Consider the following 22,889-nt stretch of genomic DNA (forward strand, 5'->3'; position numbering starts at 1 on the left):
CCGGTGTCAGGAACCATTGCCAACCTAATCTTCATCTGCTATTTATAGCGGCCTGTTTTTCCCCCCTAGGGGGATCGATGTACCCAGAGTGATTGACATTACTGCTGGAGAGCACGTGAGGGGACACCGAAGCGCTTATTAAAAATAAGCCGTTCGGATTGTGAAAGTCGTCAACCTTTATTGTGACCGACAACGCGGTAACGTCAACTAAGCAGGGTATAGTGCGTGTCGTGTTATGTAGGAGAAGCAACATGCAAGAAGGGCAAAACCGTAAGACATCTTCTCTGAGCATTCTCGCAATTGCCGGAGTAGAGCCGTACCAGGAGAAGCCGGGCGAAGAGTATATGAACGACGCTCAGCTGGCTCATTTCAAGCGTATTCTTGAAGCATGGCGCAATCAACTCAGGGACGAAGTGGATCGTACTGTATCGCATATGCGAGATGAAGCAGCCAATTTTCCCGATCCCGTGGATCGCGCGGCACAGGAAGAAGAATTTAGCCTCGAACTACGCAACCGCGATCGGGAGCGTAAGCTGATCAAGAAGATTGCAAAAACATTGCAAAAGATCGAAGACGAAGATTTTGGTTTCTGTGATTCCTGCGGCGTAGAAATCGGCATTCGCCGTCTGGAAGCACGCCCGACTGCTGATTTGTGTATTGACTGCAAAACGCTGGCAGAAATACGCGAAAAGCAAATGGCAGGATAATTATCCACTCGAAAGCCTACCCTGTGGGCACAGCATGCGTACACAGGGATAGGCTTTATGCTCGCAAACCATGCGTATCGTTAACACCACGCATATCACTATGTCAGAAACCGATCATTACATTGGGCGATTTGCCCCCTCACCTTCTGGCGATCTGCATTTTGGTTCACTCGTCGCCGCGTTGGGCAGTTACCTTCAGGCCCGTGCTCAACACGGACGCTGGCTGGTGCGAATTGAAGATATCGATCCTCCCCGTGAAATTCCTGGCGCAGCATCCCGTATTCTTTCCCAACTGGAACACTATGGTTTGTATTGGGATGGCGAAGTGGTGTACCAGTCGCAGCGACACTCGTTGTACCTTGATGCGCTTCACCAACTCCAACAGCGTGGATTAAGCTATTATTGCACCTGTACCCGCAACCGTATCCAACAGTTGGGTGGCAAATACGATGGCCACTGCCGCAATCTTGGCCACCATGCAGAACAAGCCGCGCTGCGATTACGTCAGTCAGCCCCCGTATTCCATTTCACCGATCGCTTGCGTGGAGAGATACATGCCGACCGAGCGCTGGCTGAAGAGGATTTTATTATTCATCGCCGGGACGGGTTATTTGCCTACAATCTTGCCGTCGTCGTAGACGATCATGAACAAGGGATAACCGAAATCGTACGTGGTGCAGATTTAATTGAGCCGACAGTACGACAAATTGCGCTTTATCGTCAGCTTGGCTATCAGGAGCCACAATATATTCATCTGCCGCTGGTGCTTGATGCCGCAGGGCAAAAACTATCCAAACAAAACCACGCACCTGCCCTACCGGGAAACGATCCTCGGCCGATATTGATTGCTGCATTACAATTTTTACATCAGCCGCTGCCGGAAAGCTGGCGCGATCTGGCGCTTGAGTCTCTACTTGAGTGGGCGATAAGACATTGGTCACTGAATAAAATTCCTACAGAGGCGGCAATAAATCTGCCAGCGATCACATGAGCATTCTCAAAGAGGGCTTGGTGAGCTATGATTAGCCGCTATTTTTTGTGGCGGGTCATCCTTGGCCGCCCATCAGGCGGGACGTCGCCTTTATTTATCCATCACTATCGAGGTGTATTATTTTTACCCGAGTCGCTAATTTTTGCCGTAAAGTACTGAATCGTGAGAGCGAAGCAGTCGAACCTGAGGAACCGCGTCAGCATTTGACGGTGATTCCGCGTGACCAGCACAATATTTCACGCAGCGATATCAGTGATAACGCGCTAAAGGTACTTTATCGCCTGAACAAAGCGGGCTATGAGGCTTATTTAGTCGGTGGTGGCGTTCGTGACCTGCTGTTGGGGAAAAAACCCAAAGATTTTGATATCACGACGAATGCGACCCCCGAACAGGTGCGTAAACTCTTCCGTAACTGCCGTCTGGTTGGTCGCCGTTTCCGTCTGGCTCATGTCATGTTCGGCCCGGAAGTGATTGAGGTAGCAACGTTCCGCGGTCATCATGACCAACATCAGGAACAGCAAGAAACCAAGAATTCCGCGCAGCAGGCTCAGAGTGGCATGCTGTTACGCGATAACATTTTCGGGTCGATTGAGGAAGACGCTCAGCGCCGTGATTTCTCCATCAACAGCCTGTATTACACCATCGCTGATTTCACCGTCCGTGATTACACTAATGGGTTGAACGATCTGCGCCAGGGCGTCATTCGTATGATTGGCGATCCCGAAACCCGCTACCGTGAAGACCCGGTAAGAATGTTGCGTGCGGTTCGTTTCGCCGCCAAACTGGGGATGACTATCTGCCCGGAAACCGCACAGCCAATTCCTCGCTTAGCTGCGCTACTGCACGATATTCCTGCGGCACGGATGTTTGAAGAATCATTAAAGCTGCTGCAAACCGGCTACGGTTACCCAACGTACAAAATGTTGTGTGAATACCAGCTATTCCAACCACTGTTTCCACTTATCAGCCGCCATTTTACCGCAGCGGGTGATAGTACGCTGGAACGGATGGTCGAACAGGTTTTAAAAAATACCGATCAACGCCTGCAAAATAACATGCGCGTTAATCCGGCATTCTTGTTCTCCGCTATGCTGTGGTATCCGCTAATTGAGCACGCACAAAAACTGGCACAGGAAAGTGGTCTGGCCTATTTCGATGCATTTTCGCTGGCAATGAACGATATATTGGATGAACAGTGCCGTTCTTTGGCTATTCCTAAACGCATTACCTCTTTAGTGCGGGATATCTGGCAATTGCAGTTGCGTTTATCTCGTCGTCAGGGAAAACGGGCGTACAAACTGATGGAACATCCCAAATTCCGTGCAGCTTATGACCTGCTTTGTCTGCGTGCTGAAATTGAAAACCATCAGGAACTGTTACGTCTGAGCGCATGGTGGAGTGAATTCCAGGTTGCCGCCCCGCCACTACAGCAAAATATGCTGAAATCGCTGGATGATGGCCCTACGCCTCATCGTCGCTCTCGGCCTCGCCGCCCTCGTAAACCGACAGAATTCCGCAGAGAAAAAGTCTGATGACGTGTGTGTATCTGGCGTTGGGCAGCAATCTGGCTCAACCATTACATCAGGTGAAAGCCGCTTTAATCGCGCTGGATAACATATCGCGTACCCGAGTGATCAAGTGCTCTTCTTTTTACCGTAGCCGCCCACTCGGCCCACAGGATCAACCAGACTATCTCAACGCCGTTGTTGCCTTAGATACTGAGCTGGAAGCGGAACAGCTGCTCGACTGTACACAGACGATTGAGCTTGAACAAGGACGCGAGCGCAAAGCGCATCGTTGGGGGCCTCGCACACTGGACCTGGATATCCTTCTGTTTGGGAACACTGTGATGAAGACCCCTCGCTTAACCATTCCGCATTACGATATGAAAAACCGCGAGTTTATGTTGTATCCCCTCGCGGAGATTGCTCCCGATCTGCATTTCCCTGATGGCGAATCGCTTTCTCATCGCCTTGCCTGTGTCGATCGCAATGGTCTGACATTATGGGACGATCTTCAGCACGATTAAATCGTCTACATTCTGCATTGTCCCCCGTAGTCAACCTTCTGCAATATTTCATGCCAAATGGGGGATCATAAGAATGTATCCCTATGCATCAGCATCCATTAGAATGATCGCCTTTCATTCTTCGACCTATTGACATAGGAAGGCTGTCATGAAACCGACGACCATCTCCCATTTACGCCAATGGAAACAAGAAAAACGGAAATTTGCTTCAATTACGGCCTACGATGCCAGTTTCTCTCGTTTGTTCTATGAACAAGGGATTAACGTCATGTTGGTTGGCGATTCTCTCGGCATGACCTTACAAGGGCACGATTCAACACTCCCGGTTACTGTCGACGATATTGTCTATCATACCCATAGTGTTCGCCGCGGCGCCCCCTTTGCCATGTTACTTTCGGACATGCCATTCATGAGTTATGCCACTCCCGAGCAAACGTTTGGTCAGGCGGCAAAGCTCATGCGAGCAGGTGCCAATATGGTAAAACTGGAAGGGGGAAGTTGGCTGGTTCCAACGGTGAAAATGCTCACCGAACGCGCCGTTCCCGTTTGTGGGCACCTGGGGCTGACACCGCAGTCTGTAAATATTTTCGGCGGTTACAAGATTCAGGGACGAGACGAAACGGCAGCAAATCAGCTGCTTGAAGATGCCCTTGCCCTTGAACAAGCTGGTGCTCAATTATTAGTACTGGAATGTGTTCCGGTCGCGCTAGCCCAGCGGATCACAGAAGCCGTTGCCATTCCGGTTATTGGTATTGGGGCGGGCAACGTCACCGATGGCCAAATTCTCGTTATGCATGATGCGCTTGGCATTACGGGTGAGAAAACGCCTAAATTTGCCAAAAACTTTTTAGCACAAAGTGGTGATATTCGTGCCGCCATCCGCCTCTATGTTCAAGAGGTAGAACAAGGTGTTTATCCAGCTGAAGCACATTCTTTTCATTAGGTTTTAAGGAGTAGTGAAGCGTGTTGATTATTGAAACCCCTCTGCTACTGGGCCGCGAAGTTCGCCGCTGGCGTCAAAGTGGAAAGCGTATTGCGCTAGTACCCACGATGGGGAATCTGCATGATGGACATCTGGCATTAGTCGACGAAGCCAGAGCACGCGCTGACATCGTTATTGTCAGTATTTTCGTGAACCCGATGCAGTTCGAACGGCAAGATGACCTGACTCACTATCCTCGCACCTTGCAGGAAGACTGCGAAAAACTAAACCGGAAAGGGGTCGATCTGGTTTTTTCTCCTAGCCCAAATGTGATATATCCAAATGGGTTGGAAGCGCAAACGTTTGTCGAAGTGCCCGGTCTCTCTTATATGCTAGAGGGAGTCAGCCGTCCTGGCCATTTTCGCGGTGTCGCAACCATTGTCAGCAAACTGTTCAATATGGTACAGCCGGATATCGCCTGCTTCGGTGAAAAAGATTACCAACAACTGGCGCTAATCCGTCAGCTTGTCAGAGATATGGGCTATGACATCAGCATTATCGGCGTCCCCATTATTCGAGCGAAAGACGGTTTGGCATTGAGTTCACGTAACGGCTATCTCACCCCGGAAGAACGTAAACTCGCCCCAGCGTTAAATAGGATCACGACGAACGTGGTTGAGCAATTAGCCAACGGCGATCGACAGATTGATGATTTACTGGGTCAGGCTGAAGAAAAACTGCGGCAGGCGGGTTTTACGCCTGATGAACTGTTTATTTGTGACGCTGACACACTACAACCCCTGACGACAACCAGCACTCGTGCGGTTGTTCTCATGGCCGCCTGGTTAGGCAAAGCACGTTTGATTGATAACCAGCAGGTCGATTTGACTGTATGAACCGAGGTAACAACGCGATGATACGTACCATGCTGCAAGGCAAATTGCATCGGGTGAAAGTCACCCAGGCTGATTTGCACTATGAAGGCTCTTGCGCCATCGATCAGGATTTTATGGATGCCGCAGGCATTCTGGAATATGAAGCCATTGATATTTATAATGTGGATAATGGTCAGCGCTTCTCAACTTATGCGATTTCTGGTGAAAGAGGCTCAAAGATTATCTCGGTGAATGGCGCGGCGGCGCGCTGTGCCTGTGTGGGGGATAAACTTATTATCTGTTCTTATGTCCAGATGTCCGATGAACAGGCAAGAACACATCGCCCTAACGTCGCCTACTTTTCTGGAGATAACGAACTGCAACGACAGGCCAAAGCCATCCCTGTGCAAGTTGCCTGACGTTTTATCGATAGGCTAAAGGCGGTGGAAACACCGCCTTATTTATCTACCGTTACGTCCGCAGCCCGCGACCACGTTCAATTAACCACCATGCCAACAGATAAAAGACTACGATAAACCCCGCCAGCACTGTCATGGTAAATACCAATGGCACATCATTAATACCAAGGAAACCATAGCGAAACCCGCTAATCATATACACAACAGGGTTAAGTTTTGATACCGCCTGCCAGAACGGAGGCAACAGCGTCAGTGAGTAAAATACCCCACCGAGATAAGTCAGCGGCGTCAATACAAACGTTGGAACCAGACTGATATCATCAAATGTTTTGGCGAATACGGCATTCAGCAAACCGGCCAATGAGAACAGCACGGCGGTTAACAGCAGCGTCAGCACAATAATCCACCAGGCGTGAACATGCAGCGGCACAAAAAACAACGAAACAATGGTGACCAATACGCCCACGCATACGCCACGAGCCACACCGCCGCCAACATAGCCAGCAATAACAACATGAGTAGGAACCGGTGCAACCAATAATTCTTCAATGTTGCGCTGAAACTTCGCGCTAAAAAATGAAGACGCGACGTTCGCATAAGAATTGGTAATGACCGACATCATAATCAGTCCGGGGACAATAAACTGCATGTAATCAAAGCCATGCATTTCACCAATACGCGAACCAATCAGGTTACCAAAAATAATGAAATACAACGTCATGGTGATAACCGGTGGTAACAGCGTTTGTACCCAGATACGCCCAAAGCGGTTGACCTCTTTAATCCAGATACTCTGCAAGGCCACCCAATACAGTTGCATCATGCTTTTTCTCCATTACCATTAACCAGCGTCACGAACAGTTCCTCGAGTCGGTTTGCCTTGTTACGCATACTCAACACCTGTACTCCCTGCGCACTTAACTGACTGAACAAGGCGTTCAAACCTTGCTCTCGTAGTACATCAACTTCAAGCGTCGAGGTGTCAATCAAACGGGATTGATAGCCTTCAAGCTGCGGCAACGGACTTTTGGCCGCCAAATCAAAAATAAAGGTTTCAGATTTCAGTTTGGAAAGTAAATGGCGCATAGAGGTATTTTCCACCAATTCCCCATTCTGAATAATACCGATGTTGCGGCACAGCATTTCCGCCTCTTCCAGATAATGCGTCGTCAGAATAATCGTGGTTCCCTGCGCGTTGAGTTCTTTCAGAAAACCCCACATAGAACGACGTAATTCAATATCTACGCCAGCAGTAGGCTCATCAAGGATCAATAGTTTAGGCTCATGCATCAATGCACGAGCAATCATCAGACGACGTTTCATCCCACCAGAAAGCATACGGGATTTTTCATTCCGTTTTTCCCAGAGATCGAGCTGTTTGAGATATTTTTCCGCTCTTAGCAACGCTTCACTGCGTCTGACGCCATAATACCCCGCCTGACTTACCACTATTTGCAATACCGTTTCGAACTGGTTGAAGTTGAACTCTTGCGGCACCAGCCCCAGTTGGCGTTTTGCATTAACAATATCCCGATCCAGGTCATAACCAAAAACCTGTACTTTTCCGGCAGTTTTATTCACTAATGAGCTGATAATCCCGATGGTGGTGGATTTTCCTGCGCCATTGGGTCCCAACAGCGCATAAAAATCACCCGCTTCAACCCGCAGATCGATGCCACGCAACGCTTTGACGCCACCGGCATATGTTTTGGTTAATTGCGCCAGTTCCAGTGCATATGTCATAAGAAATGGATTGCCTTATTATCAGTGAGTTCTACAGTTTCGATTTTAAAACTATCGTTTTTCAAACGACGATTGTTGCCTTATATTACCTCCACTGCTTCTTGTCTGTTACAGGTCATTTACTTTCATGAAAGATATTGAAACACTCATCGCCAATAACCAGCTTTGGTCCAACACGATGGTGGAAGAAGATCCTGGTTATTTTGAACGGCTGGCGCAGGCACAACGACCTCGTTTCTTATGGATTGGATGCTCGGATAGTCGCGTACCTGCCGAAAGTTTGACCAGCCTCGAACCGGGAGAACTGTTTGTTCACCGTAACGTTGCCAATCTGGTGATACACACTGACCTCAATTGCCTCTCTGTCGTGCAATATGCTGTCGAAGTGTTAGAAGTTAAACACATTATTATCTGCGGCCATTATGGCTGTGGCGGTGTACAGGCTGCTGTCGAAAATCCCGAGTTGGGGTTAATCAATAACTGGCTGCTACACATTCGCGACCTATGGTACAAACACAGTTCACTGCTAGGCGAACTTCCTCCCGAGCAACGACTGAATACGCTGTGTGAAATCAATGTCGTAGAGCAGGTTTATAACCTTGGTCACTCTACCATTATGCAGTCAGCCTGGAAACGCGGGCAAAAAGTCATGATCCACGGCTGGGTATACGGTATTCAGGACGGTCGATTGCGCGATTTGGAAGTCACCGCCACCAGCAGGGAAACACTGGAACAACGCTACCGTCGTGCCATTTCTTCCATGCCTTAATGCCATTGTGACGCCCATGAATGTTGGGCGTCATTCGTTCTCCAATACGTTTATTCCTCAATGCATTTATTTCTCAATACATTTATTACTGAGGAATCACTTTTCCCACATAAGGCAAATGACGATAGTGCTGGGCGTAATCAATACCATACCCCACCACGAATTCATCAGGGATGGAGAACCCAACCCATTCAACCTTGACATCCACTTCACGACGTTCCGGTTTATCCAATAAGGTACAGATCGCCAGGGATTTCGGTTCACGCAATTGCAGGATCTCACGGACACGGCTCAGCGTATTGCCAGAGTCAATGATATCTTCAACAATCAGAACATCTTTACCGCGAATATCCTCATCCAGATCTTTTAAGATCTTAACGTCTCGGGTGGTGTTCATGCCGCTGCCGTAGCTGGATGCCGTCATGAAATCGACTTCATGAGAAACATTGATGGCACGGCACAAGTCTGCCATAAAAATAAAAGAGCCACGCAACAGGCCAACCAGTACCATATCGTTACCACGATCCCGGTAGTGATCGCTGATTTCCCGGCCTAACTCATTAACTCGAGCCATCACTTCCTGCTCGGAAATCATGACCTCTACAGTATGCTTCATCATACTCATAACTCTTTGAATAAAAGAATCCGACATCATCAGCAAAGCCGACGATTCAACCGATAGTGCCCCTATGCTGAGCCGCTGTCAGCGCAGGCAGATAGTGCCTAAGAGCGCGGAGTATACCAGAAATGACGCGTTATCCCCATTCCTCCCCCAAGAAGAGGGGACTGGCAATCATACAGATTCGTGATGAAGACCTAAGGCCGTTCTACCCTATGGGGTTATTCCCCCGTAGCCGGCGTGACAGGAAAAAGTACCGGTTGATCGGTTTTAATACTGAGACGTACATTCTGTCCCGGCTCAAACCAGTTACTGGTCTGCACCAAAATCGTTAATTCTCCCAAGCTCACGTTATAAAGGTTAGATGTGCCAGTAAAAAGCCGATCCTCAACATGCGCTGTGCCATCTGGGTCCAATGCCAACGCAACGTCCAGAGGACGGACCATCCAGTCGCACGTCGAGTCAATCGGCTGATTCAGTGGATGATTTGCATGGTGATCGCCCAACACACTCTGCCATTGGTGATCGCTCATGATCGTCACCGGTAAGTAGTTCGTATTTCCCATAAAATCGGCAACAAACCGGCTGACAGGACGGTAGAAAAGCTCGGATGGATATCCCTGCTGAGCAATTTTACCGTCTTCCAATAAAATAAGATGGTCGGCACAGGCAAATGCATCTTCTCTGTTATGCATGGCAAAAATAGCGGCGACATGACGCCGTTTAAGTATTTGTCTGAGTTCGGAGATCAAATGATAACGGCGTTGGCTGTCTACACCGGGGAAAGGTTCATCCAACAACAGTAACTTAGGCTCACAGGCCAGCGCCCGCGCAATCGATAAGCGCTGCCGTTGTTCATTAGATAGTTCATGAGGATAGCGAGAGGCGACATCATCGATCTTAAGCAATTCGAGCATTTCGCTACAAACGCGTGCAATATCATCATCGGGTTGACCATATAAACCGAAGGCGACGTTACCCGTGACCGTCAGATGAGGAAAAAGCACATCGTCCTGAAAAATCATACCGACCTGACGTTGTTCTGGCGGAACAATCTGATCCGACTTGCTCAGCGTTTGTCCTGCAAGCTGAATCTCCCCCTTGTCTATCGGTAACAAACCAGCAATAGCCTGCAATAACGTCGTTTTGCCACACCCATTCCTCCCTAGCAAACAGATGGTTTCATCTGCCCTGACGGCAAACGTGACATTCTCCAGGCTCAATCCCTGCGGCACATTATGGCTTAATGACTGCACGCTCAGAATATCCACCGACATCACCATTTGATTATCCTTTGATGTTCAGAATTCGGCTCAAACCGACTATGGGGGCAATACCAATAACAACCAAAATCAACGCGGGTAACGCTAGCGAAGCCATCTGATCCTCAGAAACCAATCGGAAGACATGGGTTGCCAGTGTTTCAAGATGAAACGGACGGAGTAATAAAGAAGCATTCAGCTCTTTCATACCCTCAGTGAAGATCAATAGCGCTCCAAACAGTAAACTGTGTCGCAACAGAGGGATATGTACCCGCGTCCAGCGTTGACCAACAGAGCATTTCAGCAACAGCGTGGCCTGATCCAACGATACAGGGATCTTTGCCATATGATGTTCCAACCCATCCAACATCAGACGGCCAAATTTCACGCAATAGGCCAATACCAGAATGAACAAGGACGTTGACAACACGATTTCAGGCGCAGTAAAACCATGGTTTGTAGCAAACAATCCGATATAACGATCAATCAAGCTCAGCGGAATAAATAGCCCGATCCCCAATATCGCACCCGGTATCGCATAGCTCAAATTGACCAATTTTACAGGAAGGGGGTTAGCGAATGCCCCCGCCGTGCGGGTATAGAAAATAAATAGCAGTGACATCAGCGTAATCAATAAGGTGGCCAGGACAGACGTCAGCAAGCTATTCCCCATCGCATGCAAGAAGGCCATATCCAAACTCGGCATAACATTTACCGCAGCCTCAAAAATCAGATACAAGAGTGGAAAAATAAACGTCAGGCTAACAAGCGTCCAACAGTAGCACTGCGCTAAACCACTCCGCCAGCCAGTCAATAGAGGAACGGTCATCGGCGCTGACTGAAAATAAGCCTGATAAACCTGCTGTTTACGTCGCCAGATAGAAGCCAGGAAAACCAAGAGAAAAATAATAGGGAGCATCACCACAGCAATACGTGCCGCAGTAATAAGATCGCCTTGCTGTCCTATATCCAACACGGACGTCATTAACGTGGAGATCGCCAGATAAGATGCGGTGCCATAGTCACCCAACGCTTCTACGGCAACCAATATCGCCCCTGTAACAATCGCTGGCCGGGCTATAGGCAAACAAAGTCGCCATATCACCTGTGAGCGGGAATGTTTAAGCAACCGCGCAGCGTTGATCAGGCTGGCAGGTTGCCTCACTAACGCGTGATGCACCAATAAATAAATATAAGGATACAGAACGAATGCCAGCACGATACATGCACCGCTGAGCGAAACCATCAACTCTGGCGGCCAAAATGATGAATCACGCCAAGGCTTAACGATAGGGTCAACAAAAGGACTAATGAACGTCAAGACATCGGCATAAAGATAAGCGAGCAGGAATGCAGGCATTGCCAGAGGCAAGCAGAGCCCCCATCGCAACATTCTCTGGCCGGGAAAACGATACATCGCCATCAGCCAAGCGGCAGGTAATCCAATGATCAGGCTGATCAATACGGTTCCGGTGACCGTCACTGCGGAATGAAGCAGAGACACCGGTAATCCGGTCTGCCAATAGGTCATAGGCTGGTCACTCGTCATAAAAAATGATTGAAGGAATACCGTTGCCAAAGGCAACAGCAACAATCCCGCCAACAACCCGCTACTGACGCGCCAGACACCAGAAATCATAAAAGTATGAACGATAGAATTAGGCCTTTATTATTAATAACAGAGCTTGATGTCGGCGTCATGACGTCAATCAATGATAAATAGCCTGTAATCGCACGATTAACCAAAAAGAAACGACTTGCCTGAGGTGAATGCCAGCCCTCTCCAGCTTGATAGCCGCGACTTCATCTGACCAGATGATCTTTTCTCCACACGGCGCTCGCTGGCGACAAGAAAGTTTGGAACCCAAGGCAACATCTGTGATAACGTCATCAGACGATGTCCAGAACAGGCTTAACCATGAAAAACTCTGCGCTGGTGATGCTCCTGCTGAGTCTGATGAGCTTCTCCTCCGCCAGCAAGGCGCTTAACGAATTTGAAGCCGAAGATCTGGCCGATCTGACCGCAATTTTTGTTTATCTGAAAAATAATTGTGGCTATCAGGATCTACCCAATGAGCAAATTCGCCGCACGTTGGTGGCGTTCGCACAGCAAAACCGCTGGGATCTTAGTAACTACAATACGTATAACATGACAGCCATGGGTGAGGACAGTTATCGAGACCTCAGCAAAATCGCCATTCCAACGCAAAAAAAATGCCAATCGTTAGCCCGCAATTCACTCGGGTTACTGTCCTACGCACAATAATTTCGGCTTTTTCACGCTGACTCAATATGATCGCATAGGTGTCAGCGGAAACAGAGCACACCCATCCCTCGCGGTGATCACCATTAATCTTATTTTCTAAACGTTATTTTTCACGAAAATTTCGTGTTGCCCTTATCCCATCAGGCTTAGCCGCCTTTTACATAAGGTCACGACAAATTCCTATATATTGTATGGTTGAATTTTAAAACAACTACATCTAGTATTCAAAACGTAACTCGATCACTACTGATGGTTACTTCGTGGATCGGTCTGGGTACACGTACCCATAAAGATAGCCGCTCCGACAAACTTCTTTCACGCCAAAAGGTAAATACGAATCATGCGTATTACTATTTTCACTAAGCCAGATTGTGTTCAATGCAACGCAACACGCCGTGCACTGGATAAACAGGGAATTGATTATCAGCTGGTGGACTTAACGGAAGATGCCCAGGCGTTACAGCAGGTAAGAGCTTTAGGTTATCAACAGGTTCCGGTTGTCATGACTGCGGACGATCACTGGAGTGGCTTTCGTCCAGACAAAATCAGTACGCTTCATGCCTCCCAAGGGTTGCAGTAAGGCGATGTAATGAACCCACTGGTCTATTTTTCCAGCCAGTCGGAAAACACGCATCGCTTTATTGGCAGGGTCGGACTACCCGCCCTGCGTATCCCCATCGCGGATGAGCTTCCGACACTCAAAATGGCACAACCTTATATATTGGTCGTTCCCAGTTATGGCGGTGGCAGTAGCAAAGGTGCCGTCCCACGCCAGGTAATCCATTTTCTGAATGACCGGAAAAATCGTGATTATCTGAGAGGCGTCATTGCCGCAGGGAATATGAATTTCGGTGCAGCATACTGCATCGCAGGCGACATCATCGCGCAGAAGTGCCAGGTACCTTATCTGTATCGCTTCGAATTGCTAGGCACCGCAGACGATGTTGCGAATGTGCGCAAGGGAGTAACTGAATTTTGGCAACAACAGAATCCATGATCGCTAAACCAGCCAAAACTGAGCTGGACTACCATTCGCTGAATGCGATGTTAAACCTCTACGATGCAGAGGGGCATATTCAGTTTGAACAAGACAGATTGGCCGCACGACGTTATTTCCTGCAACATGTGAATCAAAACACCGTGTTTTTCCATAACCTGGAAGAAAAACTGCGCTATCTGGTGGAAGAAGGCTATTACGAAGCCGAGGTGTTGGATCAGTACACCTTTAGCTTCATCAAAAGTCTTTTCCAGCAGGCTTACGCGCACAAGTTCCGTTTCCAAACGTTCCTTGGTGCTTTCAAATATTACACGGGTTACACGCTCAAAACGTTTGACGGCAAACGCTATCTTGAACGCTACGAGGATCGCGTCTGTCTGGTTGCACTAACGCTTGCCGCTGGTGACACTGCGCTGGCCAGCGCACTGGTCGACGAAATCATTAGTGGCCGTTTCCAACCAGCGACACCAACGTTTCTAAACTGCGGTAAAAAGCAACGCGGCGAGCTGGTTTCCTGCTTTCTGCTGCGTATTGAAGATAATATGGAGTCGATTGGTCGGGCAATTAACTCCGCACTCCAACTTTCCAAGCGTGGCGGCGGCGTCGCCTTCATGCTAACCAATATTCGTGAAACGGGCGCGCCGATTAAACGAATCGAAAACCAGTCATCCGGCATTATTCCCGTCATGAAAATGTTAGAAGATGCCTTCTCCTATGCCAATCAATTAGGGGCTCGCCAAGGCGCTGGCGCGGTTTACCTCAATGCGCATCATCCTGATATTCTGCGTTTTCTGGATACCAAGCGCGAAAATGCCGATGAGAAAATCCGTATTAAAACCTTATCGCTGGGCGTGGTTATTCCAGACATCACGTTCCAACTCGCGAAAGACAATCAGGTGATGTACCTATTCTCACCTTATGATGTTGAACAGGTTTATGGCGTTCCGCTGTCGGAAATCAGCATCAGTGAAAAATACCATGAAATGGTAAACGATAAACGTATCCGTAAATCGCACATCAAGGCCAGAGAATTCTTCCAGATCCTGGCTGAAATTCAGTTTGAATCTGGCTATCCCTACATGATGTTTGAAGATACGGTCAATCGCGCGAACCCCATTCAAGGGCGTATCAACATGAGTAACCTGTGTTCTGAAATTTTACAGGTTAATGATGCCAGCCTATACGACGAGAATCTGAACTACAGCCATATCGGAAAAGATATTTCCTGCAATCTGGGGTCGTTAAATATTGCCAAAACGATGTCATCGCCCGACTTCGGGCAAACGGTAGAAATGGCAATTCGGGCACTGACCGCTGTTTCTGATATGAGCCACATTCGTTCCGTGCCTTCAATTGAGAAAGGTAATGATGAGTCGCACGCGATAGGTTTAGGGCAGATGAACCTCCACGGTTATCTGGCAAAAGAGCGTATCTTTTATGGTTCAGAAGAAGGAATTGATTTCACCAACATCTATTTTTATGCCGTTGCCTACCATGCCATTCGAGCATCAAATCAGTTGGCAATAGAACGTGACCAGCGTTTTAACGGTTTCGAAAACTCAACCTATGCTTCTGGGGAATATTTCGACAAATATATTGAACAGTGCTGGTTGCCCACCACCGAGCGCGTGAAAGAACTGTTTTCACAGGCCGGAATTATCCTGCCAAATCAACAGGACTGGGCAACGCTGCGTGAATCCGTTATGGCCTATGGTCTTTATAATCAGAATCTGCAAGCCGTGCCGCCAACCGGGTCGATTTCTTATATTAACCATTCAACGTCAAGCATCCACCCAATCGTTTCGCGCATTGAGATCCGTAAAGAAGGCAAGATCGGGCGGGTCTACTACCCGGCACCTTATATGACAAATGACAACCTGGAGTATTACCAGGATGCCTACGAAATTGGCCCGCAAAAAATTATTGATACCTATGCCGCCGCGACCCAGCACGTCGATCAGGGCTTGTCGCTGACGCTGTTTTTCCGGGATACCGCTACCACTCGCGATATCAATAAAGCACAAATCTATGCGTGGACCAAAGGGATCAAAACCATCTATTACATCCGTATACGGCAGATGGCACTGGAAGGAACCGAGGTTCAGGGCTGTGTGTCCTGCGCCCTATAACCGATTAAGCCATCGTCAAAGGAAATCTGATTATGACATTGTTAACGCGCGTCCAGGCCATCAACTGGAACAAGATTGAAGATGATAAAGATTTGGAAGTCTGGAACAGGCTAACATCCAACTTCTGGCTACCTGAAAAAGTGCCTCTTTCCAATGATATTCCTTCATGGGGAACGCTGAATGCCAATGAGCGCCAACTCACTATTCGAGTATTCACTGGGCTAACGCTGTTGGATACCATTCAGAATACAGTAGGGGCACCCACACTCATGCCTGATGCCATCACGCCACATGAAGAGGCCGTGTTGTCCAATATCAGCTTTATGGAAGCGGTTCATGCTCGCTCCTACAGCTCTATTTTTTCAACGCTGTGTCTGACCAACGAAGTGGATGATGCCTATCGCTGGAGTGAAGAAAATCCAGCGTTACAGAAAAAAGCCGATATCATTCTGTCACATTATCGGCACGACGATCCGCTGATGAAGAAAGTGGCCAGCGTTTTTCTGGAATCTTTCCTGTTTTATTCTGGTTTCTATTTGCCAATGTATTGGTCAAGTCGCGCCAAGCTAACCAACACGGCTGACTTGATACGGCTCATCATCCGCGATGAAGCCGTACATGGTTATTATATCGGCTATAAGTTTCAGCAAGGGTTGGCGAAAGTCGATGCTGCACGTCAGCAACAAGTTAAAGATTTCGCTTATGACCTCTTACAGGATCTTTACGACAATGAAATTTTATACACGCAGGAGCTTTACGATAGCGTTGGCTGGACAGAAGATGTAAAAAAATTCCTGCACTACAACGCCAATAAGGCGTTGATGAACCTGGGTTATGAAGCCCTTTTCCCTGCCAGTATGACCGATGTTAATCCGGCAATCCTTTCTGCCCTTTCACCGAATGCCGATGAGAATCACGACTTTTTCTCAGGCTCAGGCTCTTCATACGTTATCGGTAAAGCCGTAAACACAGAAGATGAGGATTGGGATTTTTAAAAGAGAAGACATTAAAATGACAAAGCCCTGAATCAGGAACGATTCAGGGCTTCTAAATAAGTGGCGGAACGGACGGGACTCGAACCCGCGACCCCCTGCGTGACAGGCAGGTATTCTAACCAACTGAACTACCGCTCCACTCTGTGCTCATTGAGCGGGATGAATACTAAGATGATGGTACTATTACGTCAATGGTTTTTATAACTAACCGACTCTGTTTGCTTATAATTTCATCTCAACGAGCGTTATTTTGTCATAACAAGACTTATTCATTACGCCACAGACAGCTGCCACCCTTTTTGGCGATCAGATCTAAACGCTGTTCATGGGCAAATAATTCCTCTTCATTGGCATAAAGCACTTTTAAGGCAGAAGCTGGACGCGTAATGCGCTGGATGGTCTCGCTTTCATTTTCCTGCCGCTGTGACTCTCCTTCCATTGAAAAGGCCAGCGATGTCTGACCGCCAGTCATTGCCAGATAAACTTCCGCCAAAATCTCGGCATCGAGCAATGCGCCGTGCAACGTTCGCTTACTGTTATCTATCTGATAACGATCGCATAGCGCATCCAAACTATTCCGTTTTCCCGGAAAGATCTTGCGCGCCATAAACAGGCTATCAGTGATTTTACAGAATGTTTCCGTCTTTGGGATATCTCGGTTTAGCATCCGGAATTCGTAATCCATAAAGCCGATATCAAACGTTGCGTTATGGATAACAAGTTCAGCACCACGGATAAAATCGAGAAAATCATCAGCAATATCAGCGTATGTTGGCTTATCCGCCAAAAACTCATCGCTAATACCATGAACGTGATAGGCTTCAGGGTCGACTAAACGATCCGGTTTTATATAAACATGAAAATGACGCCCTGTTAGTCGACGATTAATTACCTCAACCGCACCAACCTCAATAATTTTATGTCCTTCATAATGTACCCCCAGTTTATTCATACCGGTGGTTTCCGTATCCAGGACAATTTGTCGCGTAATTTCAGTGCTCATCGTTTTCGTTTATGTCAGACTTGCCGTTTTCACCATAAGGGAGAGTCTACCAGAGATGCTTAAGCAGGTAGAAATTTTCACCGACGGTTCTTGTCTGGGGAATCCGGGTCCAGGTGGCTATGGCGCATTATTACGTTATAAACAACATGAAAAAACGCTGAGTGCAGGTTATAGATTAACCACTAATAACCGCATGGAACTCATGGCCGCTATTGCCGCACTTGAAACATTAACCTCTCCGTGTGAAGTCGTATTAAGCACCGATAGCCAGTATGTGCGCCAAGGGATCACAAGTTGGATTCATAACTGGAAGAAACGCGGCTGGAAAACGGCGGATAAAAAACCGGTAAAAAACGAGGATCTCTGGCGGCGTCTCGATTTAGCCATTCAGCGTCATACCATGCGCTGGGAGTGGGTGAAGGGCCACGCCGGGCACCCAGAGAACGAGCGCTGCGATGAACTCGCTCGTAGCGCCGCCAGTGCACCTACGCTAGACGATGTTGGCTATAACCCCGAATAAATATCACGCTTACGGTTTTTGACGCCTAAAAATTTTTGTTGCACCCACCGTACGACGCAGCGGGGCCTTACGTAACCTGGCACGCATCGGCGTAACAATCAGTGGAATAGTCCTTTTCCGCGCCACTATCAACGTAATGCAGCCAAAAACAGGAAAGTGTTTGTTTAACTTTCCTTTGTTTCTTCTCCAGGGTGTAACGTGAAAACTGACACAATGCACAACTTCATAGTTCAATACACCAAGCCAATCGATCATCCGCATTTGGGTAAACATGCGGCTACAATAAGGTTGCCGCTTATTTATTTTTGGGATGAGTTTCCCCAGACCGACAAGGCTTATGGGATTGAAAGTACTCAAAATGAGCCACCCATCATCGATCAATACCCGGTCAACTTCGCGTAATACACGGTGAGGATCTGAAGAATAAGACAATGTTTGGGCTAATAAACAGGCATCGATTGATTTTTCAGAGAAAGGCAACTGATGAGGATCGGCAATAATTTGTAAATTATTGCCATAAGGCCCCACATTAACCTGATGTGAGATAGGGCATTCATTCACCGTGATTTCCGCACTCAGTTCCCCGATTTTAAGCAAATGAAATCCGAATAACTTAGGCCACCAAGGCACTAATGCCTGCTCCAGTGATTCACGGTAGAATTTGCCACAGGAAATATCATCCCATGAGTGGGGAGCAATGAATGTCTGAGGGGTTTGAGCAGGTTTCATGTTCTATTATCTTCCTCAGGCTGATAGCAAAACGAGGCAATCAATGAATCTTATCAGTATTCCAGCACTTCAGGACAACTACATTTGGTTGTTGAGCAACCATGACAATCACTGCGTGATTGTCGACCCTGGAGAAGCAGAGCCTGTCATTAAGGCGCTGCAAGAATATCGACTTTCTCCTGAAGCCATTTTGCTGACTCATCATCACCATGATCACGTCGACGGTGTGAAAAAAATCATCGAGCAATACACAAACTTGCCCGTTTTTGGCCCCCAAGAAACGGCAAAAAAAGGTGCCACAACGGTTGTTAGTGCTGGGAAAACCATCAAATTATTAAATTCGGAATTTTCTGTATTTGATGTTCCGGGGCATACAATTGGTCATATTGCATACTATAGTCAGCCATACTTATTCTGTGGTGATACTTTATTTTCCGGTGGATGTGGCAGAATATTTGAAGGCACACCAAAGCAACTATTTGAATCCATTAATAAATTATCAAAACTACCGGATGACACGCTAATCTGTTGTGCACATGAATATACACTTTCAAATTTAGAATTTGCTCACACAATCTGGCCTGAAGAATCAACTATTGAGGCTTATCTTCATAAAATCAGTCAGATACGAGAAAAATCTCAATCAACTTTACCAACAACGCTGGGATTAGAGAGAAAAATCAATCTCTTCCTACGCTGCAATGATATTGATTTAAAAAGAAAAATATCATCAGAACCCGAAAGATTAGAAAATTGGGAAGCTTTTGCTCTATTACGTAGTCAGAAAGACCGCTTCTGAAGGTTTAGGTTGTGCTAATTAGCTAATCAAAGTATTATTGCTCGTCTTTTAAGCAACTATTGACACACATATGAAGGCTAAAGCGATGATATTCGCTTCTGTCTTGCTGGTCGGTTGTCAGGTTTCTCCCCATGATACCTCTCAACCCAAACAGCGTGCACAGAGTCTGTCTTCGGCAAGTCAAAGTGAAGCAGGAAAGTTCGCAGATGGTCGAGAGACCTCGGCGCGATGGCTTGATGATGAAAGCCTCGCGCAACAAGATCTGTGGAACTTCATTGGCGACGAGCTGAAGATGGAGGTTCCGGAAAACGCCCGGATCCGCGAGCAAAAAAAGCGTTATTTAAAAAATAAGAGCTATCTCCACGATGTAACATTACGGGCAGAGCCGTACATGTACTGGATTGTCGAGCAGATTAAGCAACGTAAAATGCCGATGGAACTGGTACTGCTACCCATAGTGGAGAGCGCTTTTGATCCGAAAGCCACATCATCTGCCAATGCCGCTGGGCTCTGGCAGATTATTCCTGGCACGGGACGCAATTATGGTTTGAAACAAAACCAATGGTATGACGGACGTCGCGACGTTGTTGCGTCTACGACTGCGGCATTGGATATGATGCAGCGTCTTAACACCATGTTTGACGGTGACTGGCTTTTGACAGTTGCTGCCTATAACAGCGGTGAAGGGCGAGTCATGCAAGCGATAAAAGCAAATAGAGCCAAGGGTAAGACGACAAATTTTTGGGCATTAGCGTTGCCTCGTGAAACGTCCATCTATGTTCCCAAGATGCTTGCTCTGAGCGATATTCTTAAAAATAGTAAAAAATACGGCGTTAGTTTGCCCAAACCCAATGAAAGCCGTGCATTAGCCAGAGTCGATATTGGACAGCAAATGCAATTAACACAAGCGGCAGAAATGGCAGGTTTATCGTTAACTAAGCTCAAGAGCTATAACACCGGTTATAAACGCGATGTGACGGCACCAAATGGTCCACATTACATCATGGTACCAAAAGCTCATGTTGATCAGTTAAAAGACTCACTGGCAGATGGCGATATTGCAGCGATTCAACAACCGACTAGCTTGGCGCAATCAACAGGAAGTTCGCAGTATAAAGTTCGCTCTGGAGATACATTATCGACAATCGCAGCGCGGTTGAAGGTAAGTACTAAGGATCTACAAAGCTGGAACAATCTACGTAATGCGGGTTCGCTCAAGGTCGGGCAAACGTTACAAGTAGCAAAGGTGCCCAGTAATGGTAATCGAAGTGGCTCAATCACTTATCAGGTACGTAAAGGTGATTCACTTTCCAGCATTGCTAAGCGCCATGGAGTAAATATTGCAGATGTTATGCGTTGGAACACGGTTATTAATAAAAACGCCAACATCCAACCAGGTGACAGATTGACACTCTATGTAAGTAATAGGACAAGTCCTGATTCTTAGTAAACGGGTATCAAGAAACCATCGAAGCCTAAATAAGCCACCTCCGAAAGTTGGATATCGACAAGTAAAGAGGTGGTTTTCCTTTCTTATAACTCATCGGTCATTTCAACTGAAACTCAACCAATAAGGGGTTGTGATCTGAGGCTTGTGTGACCAAAATTGAAGATTGAAGCACATCCAATTCACGATAAAACACGAAATCCAGAGGACGCCCAAAGGCTTTTCGACGATGATCGTCAACAAACCCCACTTCTTCTAATGCCATACGCGCAGCAAAACGATACAGCGCTCTAATTCGAGGTTGACTCCACGCATTAAAATCGCCAGCCATAATAGCAGGACCGCGATGGTGACCGAGCAGTTCACCGATCGACTCAAGCTGCTTGCTATAAACTTCAACACCGAAACTGAAATTCACCGCATGAATATTAATGACCATCAATTGTCGTCCATCATGCAACAGATATACGGTCACTAATGCGGATTTCGATAAACGCAGTAAAGGTTCTTTCTCCCGTAAAGGGCAGCAATACATAGGCTGTGTGGCTGACAATGTCATTACCCCAGAAGGGTGCTGTGGGAGTACAATCGCTGGAACCTGATCGGCGGAAAGATAGTTAGATGTCGCAAAACGGATAAGCTCGGGTGTGCTCTGAGCTTCTTGCAACAGAACCAATTGGGTATCTTTGCCAAAACTCTGTAACACAGAGAGCCAATTCATCCTTTGTTGCTTAAAAATGTTCCACACCATGACACGCAAAACACTCTGCTCCAACAACAGTGGGCTTGTTGGTAGCATTTGTTCCAGAGGAAACGCTTGCCGTGTTGGGAAGATACGCTCTGCTGGTTGCCCCGCCACATATCTCATTGCATAGGTTTTTTTTCGCACGCCTCGCCTGCTATAAATTCAGAACACCAATGCCCATTACTTAAACAAAGGCACCCTCTTGTTATAGGGATTTTATAGCAAATATTCAATGAATGGCCGTGGTTAAACAGAGAAAAAATGAAACAGACTACGAAATAAGTTGTAATGCAAGAAGAGAAAAGAGGAATACATTAAACATGAAAGGATTGTTTCGATAAAAGAACCAATCGAAACAATACTCAAAAACCATATCGCTTATAACGCAAAAACCCCGAGTCTACGCTCAGGGCTTTTACAATTTAAGTGGCGGAACGGACGGGACTCGAACCCGCGACCCCCTGCGTGACAGGCAGGTATTCTAACCAACTGAACTACCGCTCCACCGAATTTCTCTACAACTACCGAGTTTCCCCGGATTACTGCTTAATTTAATGCCTGGCAGTTCCCTACTCTCACATGGGGAGACCCCACACTACCATCGGCGCTACGGCGTTTCACTGCTGAGTTCGGCATGGGGTCAGGTGGGACCACCGCGCTATCGCCGCCAGGCAAATTCTGTTTTAAATCGAATTCAAATCTCTGGTGCTGATACCCAGAGTCGAACTGGGGACCTCACCCTTACCAAGGGTGCGCTCTACCAACTGAGCCATATCAGCGCACCTAATTTCTAAACAACCGGCAACGATGAATTACTACATAATTTTTCGAGTTAAAAGCAATTCGAAACCGCTTACCAGTTTTACTACTTAATTTAATGCCTGGCAGTTCCCTACTCTCACATGGGGAGACCCCACACTACC

Annotated in this window: 24 protein-coding genes, 3 tRNA genes and 1 rRNA gene; 16 read left to right on the forward strand and 12 right to left on the reverse strand. The window is 47.3% G+C overall.

Going from position 1 to position 22,889, the window contains the following annotated elements; all coding sequences use genetic code 11:
- The first annotated feature begins 251 nt into the window (after positions 1–251).
- The 7 genes from dksA (at position 252) to panD (ending at position 5,943) form a co-directional block, all read left to right on the forward strand.
- Positions 252–707, forward strand: a complete 456-nt coding sequence (gene dksA / locus ACKPVM_RS19020; protein ID WP_409311367.1) for an RNA polymerase-binding protein DksA — start codon at positions 252–254, stop codon at positions 705–707.
- Between the two features lie 100 nt (positions 708–807).
- Positions 808–1,698 carry a tRNA glutamyl-Q(34) synthetase GluQRS gene (gene gluQRS / locus ACKPVM_RS19025; protein WP_409311368.1) on the forward strand — a complete coding sequence of 297 codons (891 nt, stop codon included), beginning with the start codon at positions 808–810 and terminating at the stop codon, positions 1,696–1,698.
- 119 nt (positions 1,699–1,817) lie between these two features.
- The gene (pcnB, locus tag ACKPVM_RS19030; protein WP_409311393.1) at positions 1,818–3,230 is read left to right on the forward strand and encodes a polynucleotide adenylyltransferase PcnB; all 1,413 of its coding nucleotides are present in this window, start codon (positions 1,818–1,820) and stop codon (positions 3,228–3,230) included.
- A complete protein-coding gene (gene folK, locus ACKPVM_RS19035; protein ID WP_409311369.1) occupies positions 3,230–3,727 on the forward strand; it encodes a 2-amino-4-hydroxy-6-hydroxymethyldihydropteridine diphosphokinase in 498 nt (165 codons plus the stop codon). The genes pcnB and folK overlap by 1 nt, the downstream gene beginning before the upstream one ends.
- A gap of 148 nt (positions 3,728–3,875) precedes the next feature.
- Positions 3,876–4,670, forward strand: a complete 795-nt coding sequence (panB, locus tag ACKPVM_RS19040; protein WP_409311370.1) for a 3-methyl-2-oxobutanoate hydroxymethyltransferase — start codon at positions 3,876–3,878, stop codon at positions 4,668–4,670.
- A gap of 20 nt (positions 4,671–4,690) precedes the next feature.
- Positions 4,691–5,545: a pantoate--beta-alanine ligase gene (panC, locus tag ACKPVM_RS19045; protein ID WP_409311371.1), complete on the forward strand. Its 855-nt coding sequence runs from the start codon at positions 4,691–4,693 to the stop codon at positions 5,543–5,545.
- Between the two features lie 17 nt (positions 5,546–5,562).
- Positions 5,563–5,943 (forward strand): aspartate 1-decarboxylase, encoded by a 381-nt coding sequence (gene panD, locus ACKPVM_RS19050; RefSeq protein ID WP_409311372.1) that lies wholly within the window; start codon positions 5,563–5,565, stop codon positions 5,941–5,943.
- Positions 5,944–5,995: 52 nt separating this feature from the next.
- Here the strand turns inward: panD and ACKPVM_RS19055 are convergent, their stop codons facing one another.
- Entirely contained in the window at positions 5,996–6,766 is a 771-nt protein-coding gene (locus ACKPVM_RS19055) for an ABC transporter permease (RefSeq protein WP_409311373.1), read from the reverse strand.
- Entirely contained in the window at positions 6,763–7,686 is a 924-nt protein-coding gene (locus ACKPVM_RS19060; RefSeq protein WP_409311374.1) for an ABC transporter ATP-binding protein, read from the reverse strand. The genes ACKPVM_RS19055 and ACKPVM_RS19060 overlap by 4 nt, the downstream gene beginning before the upstream one ends.
- Before the next feature lie 127 nt (positions 7,687–7,813).
- Here ACKPVM_RS19060 and can point away from each other — a divergent pair, with 127 nt between their 5' ends.
- Positions 7,814–8,455, forward strand: coding sequence for a carbonate dehydratase (gene can, locus ACKPVM_RS19065; RefSeq protein WP_409311375.1), 642 nt, complete (start codon positions 7,814–7,816; stop codon positions 8,453–8,455).
- An 85-nt stretch (positions 8,456–8,540) separates the two neighbouring features.
- On the opposite strand, the gene hpt is transcribed toward can, so the two are convergent.
- The 3 genes from hpt to ACKPVM_RS19080 form a co-directional block, all read right to left on the reverse strand.
- Positions 8,541–9,080, reverse strand: a complete 540-nt coding sequence (gene hpt, locus ACKPVM_RS19070) for a hypoxanthine phosphoribosyltransferase (protein ID WP_409311376.1) — start codon at positions 9,078–9,080, stop codon at positions 8,541–8,543.
- 215 nt (positions 9,081–9,295) lie between these two features.
- Positions 9,296–10,357 (reverse strand): ABC transporter ATP-binding protein, encoded by a 1,062-nt coding sequence (locus tag ACKPVM_RS19075; RefSeq protein WP_409311377.1) that lies wholly within the window; start codon positions 10,355–10,357, stop codon positions 9,296–9,298.
- Positions 10,358–10,361: 4 nt separating this feature from the next.
- Positions 10,362–11,975, reverse strand: a complete 1,614-nt coding sequence (locus tag ACKPVM_RS19080; protein ID WP_409311378.1) for an ABC transporter permease — start codon at positions 11,973–11,975, stop codon at positions 10,362–10,364.
- Between the two features lie 279 nt (positions 11,976–12,254).
- On the opposite strand from ACKPVM_RS19080, the gene ACKPVM_RS19085 reads away from it, so the two are divergent.
- The 5 genes from ACKPVM_RS19085 to nrdF all read left to right on the forward strand — a co-directional run bounded on the left by ACKPVM_RS19085 (position 12,255) and on the right by nrdF (position 16,723).
- Positions 12,255–12,602 (forward strand): YacC family pilotin-like protein, encoded by a 348-nt coding sequence (locus ACKPVM_RS19085; protein WP_409311379.1) that lies wholly within the window; start codon positions 12,255–12,257, stop codon positions 12,600–12,602.
- 340 nt (positions 12,603–12,942) lie between these two features.
- Positions 12,943–13,182 carry a glutaredoxin-like protein NrdH gene (nrdH, locus tag ACKPVM_RS19090; protein WP_409311380.1) on the forward strand — a complete coding sequence of 80 codons (240 nt, stop codon included), beginning with the start codon at positions 12,943–12,945 and terminating at the stop codon, positions 13,180–13,182.
- A gap of 9 nt (positions 13,183–13,191) precedes the next feature.
- On the forward strand, positions 13,192–13,599 hold the full coding sequence (gene nrdI / locus ACKPVM_RS19095; protein WP_409311381.1) for a class Ib ribonucleoside-diphosphate reductase assembly flavoprotein NrdI: 408 nt from the start codon (positions 13,192–13,194) through the stop codon (positions 13,597–13,599).
- Positions 13,578–15,728, forward strand: coding sequence for a class 1b ribonucleoside-diphosphate reductase subunit alpha (gene nrdE / locus ACKPVM_RS19100; RefSeq protein ID WP_409311382.1), 2,151 nt, complete (start codon positions 13,578–13,580; stop codon positions 15,726–15,728). The genes nrdI and nrdE overlap by 22 nt, the downstream gene beginning before the upstream one ends.
- A gap of 32 nt (positions 15,729–15,760) precedes the next feature.
- Entirely contained in the window at positions 15,761–16,723 is a 963-nt protein-coding gene (nrdF, locus tag ACKPVM_RS19105) for a class 1b ribonucleoside-diphosphate reductase subunit beta (protein ID WP_409311383.1), read from the forward strand.
- 61 nt (positions 16,724–16,784) lie between these two features.
- Here nrdF and ACKPVM_RS19110 read toward each other — a convergent pair.
- Together ACKPVM_RS19110 and dnaQ are read right to left on the reverse strand one after the other, a co-directional pair.
- Positions 16,785–16,861 (reverse strand) — tRNA-Asp (locus ACKPVM_RS19110).
- 127 nt (positions 16,862–16,988) lie between these two features.
- Positions 16,989–17,726, reverse strand: coding sequence for a DNA polymerase III subunit epsilon (gene dnaQ, locus ACKPVM_RS19115; protein WP_409311384.1), 738 nt, complete (start codon positions 17,724–17,726; stop codon positions 16,989–16,991).
- Between dnaQ and rnhA the strand changes: the two genes are divergently transcribed.
- Positions 17,680–18,246 carry a ribonuclease HI gene (gene rnhA / locus ACKPVM_RS19120; RefSeq protein ID WP_409311385.1) on the forward strand — a complete coding sequence of 189 codons (567 nt, stop codon included), beginning with the start codon at positions 17,680–17,682 and terminating at the stop codon, positions 18,244–18,246. The two genes, dnaQ and rnhA, sit on opposite strands and share 47 nt — an antisense overlap.
- Positions 18,247–18,255: 9 nt before the next feature.
- Here the strand turns inward: rnhA and ACKPVM_RS19125 are convergent, their stop codons facing one another.
- The gene (locus ACKPVM_RS19125; protein ID WP_409311386.1) at positions 18,256–18,975 is read right to left on the reverse strand and encodes a class I SAM-dependent methyltransferase; all 720 of its coding nucleotides are present in this window, start codon (positions 18,973–18,975) and stop codon (positions 18,256–18,258) included.
- A gap of 43 nt (positions 18,976–19,018) precedes the next feature.
- On the opposite strand from ACKPVM_RS19125, the gene gloB reads away from it, so the two are divergent.
- Both gloB and mltD read left to right on the forward strand, forming a co-directional pair.
- Entirely contained in the window at positions 19,019–19,774 is a 756-nt protein-coding gene (gene gloB / locus ACKPVM_RS19130) for a hydroxyacylglutathione hydrolase (RefSeq protein WP_409311387.1), read from the forward strand.
- A 70-nt stretch (positions 19,775–19,844) separates the two neighbouring features.
- Positions 19,845–21,221 carry a murein transglycosylase D gene (gene mltD / locus ACKPVM_RS19135; RefSeq protein WP_409311388.1) on the forward strand — a complete coding sequence of 459 codons (1,377 nt, stop codon included), beginning with the start codon at positions 19,845–19,847 and terminating at the stop codon, positions 21,219–21,221.
- A gap of 100 nt (positions 21,222–21,321) precedes the next feature.
- On the opposite strand, the gene ACKPVM_RS19140 is transcribed toward mltD, so the two are convergent.
- The 4 genes from ACKPVM_RS19140 to ACKPVM_RS19155 all read right to left on the reverse strand — a co-directional run bounded on the left by ACKPVM_RS19140 (position 21,322) and on the right by ACKPVM_RS19155 (position 22,745).
- Positions 21,322–22,110 (reverse strand): endonuclease/exonuclease/phosphatase family protein, encoded by a 789-nt coding sequence (locus ACKPVM_RS19140; protein ID WP_409311389.1) that lies wholly within the window; start codon positions 22,108–22,110, stop codon positions 21,322–21,324.
- Positions 22,111–22,393: 283 nt separating this feature from the next.
- Positions 22,394–22,470 (reverse strand) — tRNA-Asp (locus ACKPVM_RS19145).
- A gap of 52 nt (positions 22,471–22,522) precedes the next feature.
- Positions 22,523–22,638: ribosomal RNA gene (gene rrf / locus ACKPVM_RS19150) — 5S ribosomal RNA — on the reverse strand.
- A gap of 31 nt (positions 22,639–22,669) precedes the next feature.
- Positions 22,670–22,745, reverse strand: a tRNA-Thr gene (locus tag ACKPVM_RS19155).
- Positions 22,746–22,889 lie beyond the last annotated feature (144 nt).

The organism is Pectobacterium hainanensis, from assembly GCF_046237015.1.
Lineage (GTDB): Bacteria > Pseudomonadota > Gammaproteobacteria > Enterobacterales > Enterobacteriaceae > JBJYIN01.

Coding starts and splice junctions, on each gene's coding strand:
- dksA (WP_409311367.1), top strand. CDS start 252: ATGCAAGAAGGGCAAAACCGTAAGACATCTTCTCTGAGCATTCTCGCA.
- gluQRS (WP_409311368.1), top strand. CDS start 808: ATGTCAGAAACCGATCATTACATTGGGCGATTTGCCCCCTCACCTTCT.
- folK (WP_409311369.1), top strand. CDS start 3,230: ATGACGTGTGTGTATCTGGCGTTGGGCAGCAATCTGGCTCAACCATTA.
- panB (WP_409311370.1), top strand. CDS start 3,876: ATGAAACCGACGACCATCTCCCATTTACGCCAATGGAAACAAGAAAAA.
- panD (WP_409311372.1), top strand. CDS start 5,563: ATGATACGTACCATGCTGCAAGGCAAATTGCATCGGGTGAAAGTCACC.
- ACKPVM_RS19055 (WP_409311373.1), bottom strand. CDS start 6,766: ATGATGCAACTGTATTGGGTGGCCTTGCAGAGTATCTGGATTAAAGAG.
- ACKPVM_RS19060 (WP_409311374.1), bottom strand. CDS start 7,686: ATGACATATGCACTGGAACTGGCGCAATTAACCAAAACATATGCCGGT.
- can (WP_409311375.1), top strand. CDS start 7,814: ATGAAAGATATTGAAACACTCATCGCCAATAACCAGCTTTGGTCCAAC.
- hpt (WP_409311376.1), bottom strand. CDS start 9,080: ATGAGTATGATGAAGCATACTGTAGAGGTCATGATTTCCGAGCAGGAA.
- ACKPVM_RS19075 (WP_409311377.1), bottom strand. CDS start 10,357: ATGGTGATGTCGGTGGATATTCTGAGCGTGCAGTCATTAAGCCATAAT.
- ACKPVM_RS19080 (WP_409311378.1), bottom strand. CDS start 11,975: ATGATTTCTGGTGTCTGGCGCGTCAGTAGCGGGTTGTTGGCGGGATTG.
- ACKPVM_RS19085 (WP_409311379.1), top strand. CDS start 12,255: ATGAAAAACTCTGCGCTGGTGATGCTCCTGCTGAGTCTGATGAGCTTC.
- nrdH (WP_409311380.1), top strand. CDS start 12,943: ATGCGTATTACTATTTTCACTAAGCCAGATTGTGTTCAATGCAACGCA.
- nrdI (WP_409311381.1), top strand. CDS start 13,192: ATGAACCCACTGGTCTATTTTTCCAGCCAGTCGGAAAACACGCATCGC.
- nrdF (WP_409311383.1), top strand. CDS start 15,761: ATGACATTGTTAACGCGCGTCCAGGCCATCAACTGGAACAAGATTGAA.
- dnaQ (WP_409311384.1), bottom strand. CDS start 17,726: ATGAGCACTGAAATTACGCGACAAATTGTCCTGGATACGGAAACCACC.
- ACKPVM_RS19125 (WP_409311386.1), bottom strand. CDS start 18,975: ATGAAACCTGCTCAAACCCCTCAGACATTCATTGCTCCCCACTCATGG.
- gloB (WP_409311387.1), top strand. CDS start 19,019: ATGAATCTTATCAGTATTCCAGCACTTCAGGACAACTACATTTGGTTG.
- mltD (WP_409311388.1), top strand. CDS start 19,845: ATGAAGGCTAAAGCGATGATATTCGCTTCTGTCTTGCTGGTCGGTTGT.